The 4988-nt window shown below is 60.7% G+C and carries 4 protein-coding genes; 2 read left to right on the forward strand and 2 right to left on the reverse strand.

Annotation, left to right across the window (positions count from 1 at the left end):
• A partial coding sequence (locus tag LRA89_RS20300) for a M14 family metallopeptidase (protein ID WP_443025023.1) occupies positions 1-1812 on the reverse strand: 1812 nt, incomplete at its 3' end.
• Between the two features lie 159 nt (positions 1813-1971).
• Between LRA89_RS20300 and LRA89_RS20305 the strand changes: the two genes are divergently transcribed.
• Positions 1972-2523, forward strand: coding sequence for a TonB-dependent receptor plug domain-containing protein (locus LRA89_RS20305; RefSeq protein WP_230772826.1), 552 nt, complete (start codon positions 1972-1974; stop codon positions 2521-2523).
• Positions 2524-2531: 8 nt separating this feature from the next.
• The gene (locus LRA89_RS20310; RefSeq protein ID WP_230772827.1) at positions 2532-3404 is read left to right on the forward strand and encodes a TonB-dependent receptor; all 873 of its coding nucleotides are present in this window, start codon (positions 2532-2534) and stop codon (positions 3402-3404) included.
• A 226-nt stretch (positions 3405-3630) separates the two neighbouring features.
• On the opposite strand, the gene LRA89_RS20315 is transcribed toward LRA89_RS20310, so the two are convergent.
• On the reverse strand, positions 3631-4590 hold the full coding sequence (locus tag LRA89_RS20315; protein ID WP_230772828.1) for a hypothetical protein: 960 nt from the start codon (positions 4588-4590) through the stop codon (positions 3631-3633).
• Between the last annotated feature and the right edge of the window lie 398 nt (positions 4591-4988).

Raw genomic sequence — 4988 nt, forward strand, 5'->3', positions numbered from 1 at the left:
ACCGCTCTTTTCGCGCGCGATTGGATAGCGCAAGGGGTAGGGATGTCCCGGACCTGCCTGTGCGTAGAGCCATTCAAGTCGAGCGTCAGGATCGGCGGCAAAGCGCGGTTCGGCACGCAACTTCGCGTCAAAACGGCGCTTGACCACCGGATTAGTCGCGAGGAGCCGATCACCGAGTGCCGCAAGTACGAAGGCGTCCGTGCTTGGAGCAGGTCCCAGCATTTCCGGGAAAAAGCCCCATGCAAGGAACGAGTCCTGGCTTTCGGGCTCCAGCAGAGAGGCGGCCAACAACCCGAGCGGTTGATTGGCAGGCACGCGTACGCTGCCCGTCGGCATCGTCTCGTCCGTCTCGTAATGTTCGAAACGAGCAGTAATCGGATAACGCCCCTCAATCGGTTGAGACAGCTTGGGATCGATCAGCCGAACACGATCGAGTTTCTGCACCTTTGCCGTTTGAATGGTTTCAAACTGGATGCCGTGCAGGCGTAGCCGCTCGATAACCTCCGTCTGCTCGCGCGGCACCCACCAAGCCTTGGGCAGGCGGACACTTTCCACCGGTGTCTGGCCGATGATCGGCATCCGGAAGGTAATCGGCTTGCCCAACCAGCGCTGTTCCTCTCGACCGGAAGCAGGCGACATATAGGTGTCGAACGCCACGCCCTTGAAGCTTTCGATCCACCCAATCGGGGCGGCTGCGGGCTTCCAGCGTGTCAGCAATTCACTCGGACGGCTCGCACGATCGGTCGCCTTGGCGGCCGCGATACGTGCCGCATCTTCCGCGGCGATCTTCATTGCCGCTTCCAGCAGCACGTAGGTGCCGAGCACGCGTTGCCGATACGGTTTGAGCATGTGGTTCTCGACCAGCACGGTCGGCATGCCGATGAAGTCGCCGTATCCAGTCGAGTAGCGTGGACCTTCCGGGCTGTACCGTATGCCCTTCTCAGGATGCCAAGTATCGATCGGGCTTGGATAGATGATCGGAATGTGACCTGCGTTCGTCAGCGCCGTCGAAACCGCCGGACCGAAGCGGTTTTCCAACCAGTTGGCAGTGGCGCGATGGCGCGCATATTTGCCCCATCCGGCATAGGTGAAGGTCACGTCATACTGCATGTCGAAGCCTTCGCTGACATGGCAGTCGATATAGAGGATCGGATCGAGCAATCGGATCAGACCGATCATTGCCCGAGACTCCGGCGCATCCAGCTTGGCGTAATCACGGTTGAGGTCGATGTTGCGAGCGTTGGCGTCACGCCCCTTCTCTACTGGCCCACGAATATGCGGGAAATTGAACGCGCTCTGCTGCTCGTGTCCGTCAATATTGTAAATCGGCACGAACACCAGATCGACTTTGTCGAGCAGGTTGTCCTTCCCACGTAGCGCAATGTCTCGAAGGAGCATCAGACCGGCGTCCTTGCCGTCGATCTCGCCTGCATGGATGCCGCCCTGCACGAGGACGACAGGCTTGCCGCGGCTTCCCTTGCTGGCACGGACATAGATCATGTCGCGGCCCTCGGTCGTACGGCCGAAGGTATTCACGGTGATGAGCGGCGATTCAGCGTCGAGACGGTTCAGCCATTCTCGTACTTCCGCATAGCGCGGCGTCGTTCGGAAGCCCGCTGCCTCGGCCGGCGTGATCCAGGGATCACCAGCCTTCACGATCAAAGCCTCACTCTTCCCTGACCAAGGTAGTGTCGGCGGCAATGGCGCAGACGCCTCCTGTGCGAAAAGCGGACTGACACCAACCAATAGAAGGACGCTGAAGATACGAGCTAGTTTCGAGTGCAAGGGACTTCCAATTCCATATTCATGCATCCGGCGATGCAGCGTACCCGGTGCACGCCTGGCGACACCGTACCTCCGGAGGCCGGAGGCAGTGCAGACGTGCTGTTGCGTTGCAGCAGAACGGCTTTATGATACGTTGCAACATACCACAACCTTAACGGCGTTTTGAGGCCGTATCCCGGAGCAGCAATGTCCTTCACGCCCCTTCGTTCGCGACTGCGTCCGTCCGCAGTCGCCTTCACGCTCGCACTCGGGTTAGCGCCCTTCAACGTTGAGGCACAGGAACTACCCGAGCACGACGACGAAGATGAGATCGTCGTACTAGGCACCCGCAACACGGTCGATCGCGCGCTATCGTCGGACCGGGTCACCGAGCGCATGTCGCAATCGAGCCGTTCGATCGAGCGCGACATTCTGAATGCGGCGGGAACGTACCGGCTAAGCGACGCCCTCGAACTCGTCAGCGGCTTTAGCCAACAGAACAACCGTGGCGGTGTTATCGACAATTTCGCCGTCCGCGGATTTCTCGGCACCCCGGACGGAGGCGCGGAATATTATCTAAACGGTTTTCTCGCCAACCGTGGCATGGCCCCGCCGCGTGATCCGGCGACGACCGAACGGATTGAGGTACTCAAAGGGCCCGCAGGCGCGCTCTTCGGAGATGTTGATCCCGGCGGCCGGGTCAACATCGTGACCAAGGTGCCACAGTTTACGCCGCATGCGAACGCGATGGTCAGTTAGCCGCCCCCTTGCGTCCCTTCACGAACAACGACGAGAGCCGCTGGGCGGGCACCTTCTACGTGCAGGACATGTGGGACGTCACCGATCGGCTGACGCTGGTCGGAGGTGCACGGATCGATCCATACCGGCAGAAGATCGTCAACAACAACACCGGCGGTGTTGGCCGCAACATCAACGAGCCCATCAACTTCCGCGTCGGTGCCCGCTACCGCGTCACGGACGTGATTGCGGTGCACGCCAACTGGGGTGAGAACTTCTCGCTGAACACCGGCACCGACCGCAACGGGGCGGGCTTCGGCCCGGAAAAGGGGCGTGGCTACGAGGTAGGTGTTGCAGCCAAGCTGCCCGGTGTTGACCTGGCGGCAACGTGGTTCGACATCCGCAAGCAGGACATCCTGACGACCGATCCGGTCGATGCGAACTTCCTCGCGCCCGTTGGAAGCATCGTCAGCCGCGGCATCGAGCTCGACGCTTCGGCGCGGCTCGGTAATCGCTGGCAGATCGTCGCCAATTATGCGTGGCTCGATGCGAAGGCGGATGACACCGCCTTTCCGACACCGGATGTGCTGAACGTGCCGGAGCACTCCGGCACATTGCTGGTCGTCCATCGCCTCCCTAGTACCCGTGGCGACTGGCAGTTGAGCGGGGGCGTCGCCTATGTCGGCGATCGGGCGGGATCGCTCACCGCCAATCCGGTGGTACTGCCCGAATATGTAAAGGTGAAGGCGGCGATCGAAGCACCGGTAGTCGAGGGGGTCCGCTTCCGTCTCGAAGCCGACAATCTGCTCGACCAGCGTTATGCCGCCAGCTCGTACAGCGCCTTGTGGATCTATCCCGGTGCGCCGCGGACGGTGCGGGCCTCGCTTCGTCTCGAAATCTGAAGCGGATAACCGGAGTAGCTGCCGTACAGCTTAAGGGACCCAATTGCGCTCACTCAGCCTCGCGGCGGCATTCGTTTTCACAGCGCTCAAGCGTGTAAACGACCCATATGCGGACATTAAGACGCCTCGCTCCGCTCTCGCACTTCTGCCATTCGTTCATGCGATACGGTGGTGCTCGATCCATGGCACATCGGTGCTGCCAGCGCGGCGATCGAATATCGAGCGATCAGGCTCCCTCTCCTTCAATGTGCTCGGGGTTTGTAAAAGTCAGCCGAACGATGCTGATTGGTCCGCCAGGGTCATCGTCGTCCTCCGCGAACTTAGAAGGAGGGCCGTCACGGCGGGTGGCTGCGGCGGAGAGCGAGGGCATCTGCCCGTAGCTTGCCTGCGCAACCAGCATCCCCAAAGAGTGGGAGTGGCCTCGGCGCACCGCCGACGCGATGGTAATAGGAAGCGCGGCGGTCACGCGGAGCAGTTCGTCTACGGTTGACGACCAGTCATCCGCCCCGCCGATATGAGCCTCGCGGCCTATCGCGTCGGAGCCGCGAGTCATCCCGACCAAGAGTTGCCCTAACGAGATGCGACCGCCCGTTGTTCTCGGCGGCGCAATCATCTCTTGGACGCAGAGCGGCGGCCGTGCCTTTAGATCGATTCCACCATATTCACCGCTGTTCTGAGCGTTTTCGCAAACGCTTTCGTCTAGGAAGTTACGCGCGACAGGGGCGTAGCCGGGTGTCACGAAGTCGAAGGCAGGCCATTCACTCAGAAGCTCGTACTGTGTCCATTCCTTGCCGCGAAGTTTGATCTCTCCGCCTTTTAGCAGTTTAGCTTGGATTAGAACGGCGCGCCGCTCCTTTCGAGTGCCCGGACCCTTGTGATCGACCACCAGCAGAAGGTCGGCTAGCTCGCAACGGCCACGACTTCCGTCCGGGCGCGTCCAGCTCACCTGCGGGCGAGAGTGAACAAACACCGCATGAAGATCGACCCCGTAGCCCATTTCCGCAATCAGCGGATCCCAAGCCTCCGCGACTTCTGAAAAGCCGTCCCGCGTCAGAGTCTCGACCGCGCTTACTTCACCTTTAGGTTTGCCGGTCTGCTTGCCACCGTACGCGAGCACCTTGGCAATCACGAGGTCGGCGAGTTTTGCGAACGCCTGCGCTTGCAGATCAGTTAAGGGGACCATCATCGCCGGAAGGTCGTCTCTAAAGTGTCGCTATGTCAATTCGACGTCTGTCATCGGCTCTGTGAGACGACCACTCTTTAGGCCGATCTCTACGCAGATTTCCGGCCCTTCGACAGGGCCGATACGGCGGCATGCGACCCAATCACGGACGCTCAGCGCCCTTCTTGCGCTTCCTAACTCCGGACGATCATTCATCGGCCGCGATCGCCTCGTCGCAGCGTTCAAATGGCAAGATTTGGGACAAACCCGTCGTTCCCATACCGCAGGCTGAGCGTCAGCGCTTGCCAGAAGCCGACGTTCAGCGCTTGTCCGCGCGGCGTTGGGCTCACGACTTAAGCTGCGCCGCAAGTGGATTGGCGGCTTTAAAGTAAACGCGCCCAGATGCAGACTTAGACGATGGC

This window comes from Sphingomonas sp. Leaf4 (assembly GCF_920939515.1).
Classification (GTDB): Bacteria; Pseudomonadota; Alphaproteobacteria; order Sphingomonadales; family Sphingomonadaceae; genus Sphingomonas.

Coding starts and splice junctions, on each gene's coding strand:
- LRA89_RS20305 (WP_230772826.1), top strand. CDS start 1,972: ATGTCCTTCACGCCCCTTCGTTCGCGACTGCGTCCGTCCGCAGTCGCC.
- LRA89_RS20315 (WP_230772828.1), bottom strand. CDS start 4,590: ATGATGGTCCCCTTAACTGATCTGCAAGCGCAGGCGTTCGCAAAACTC.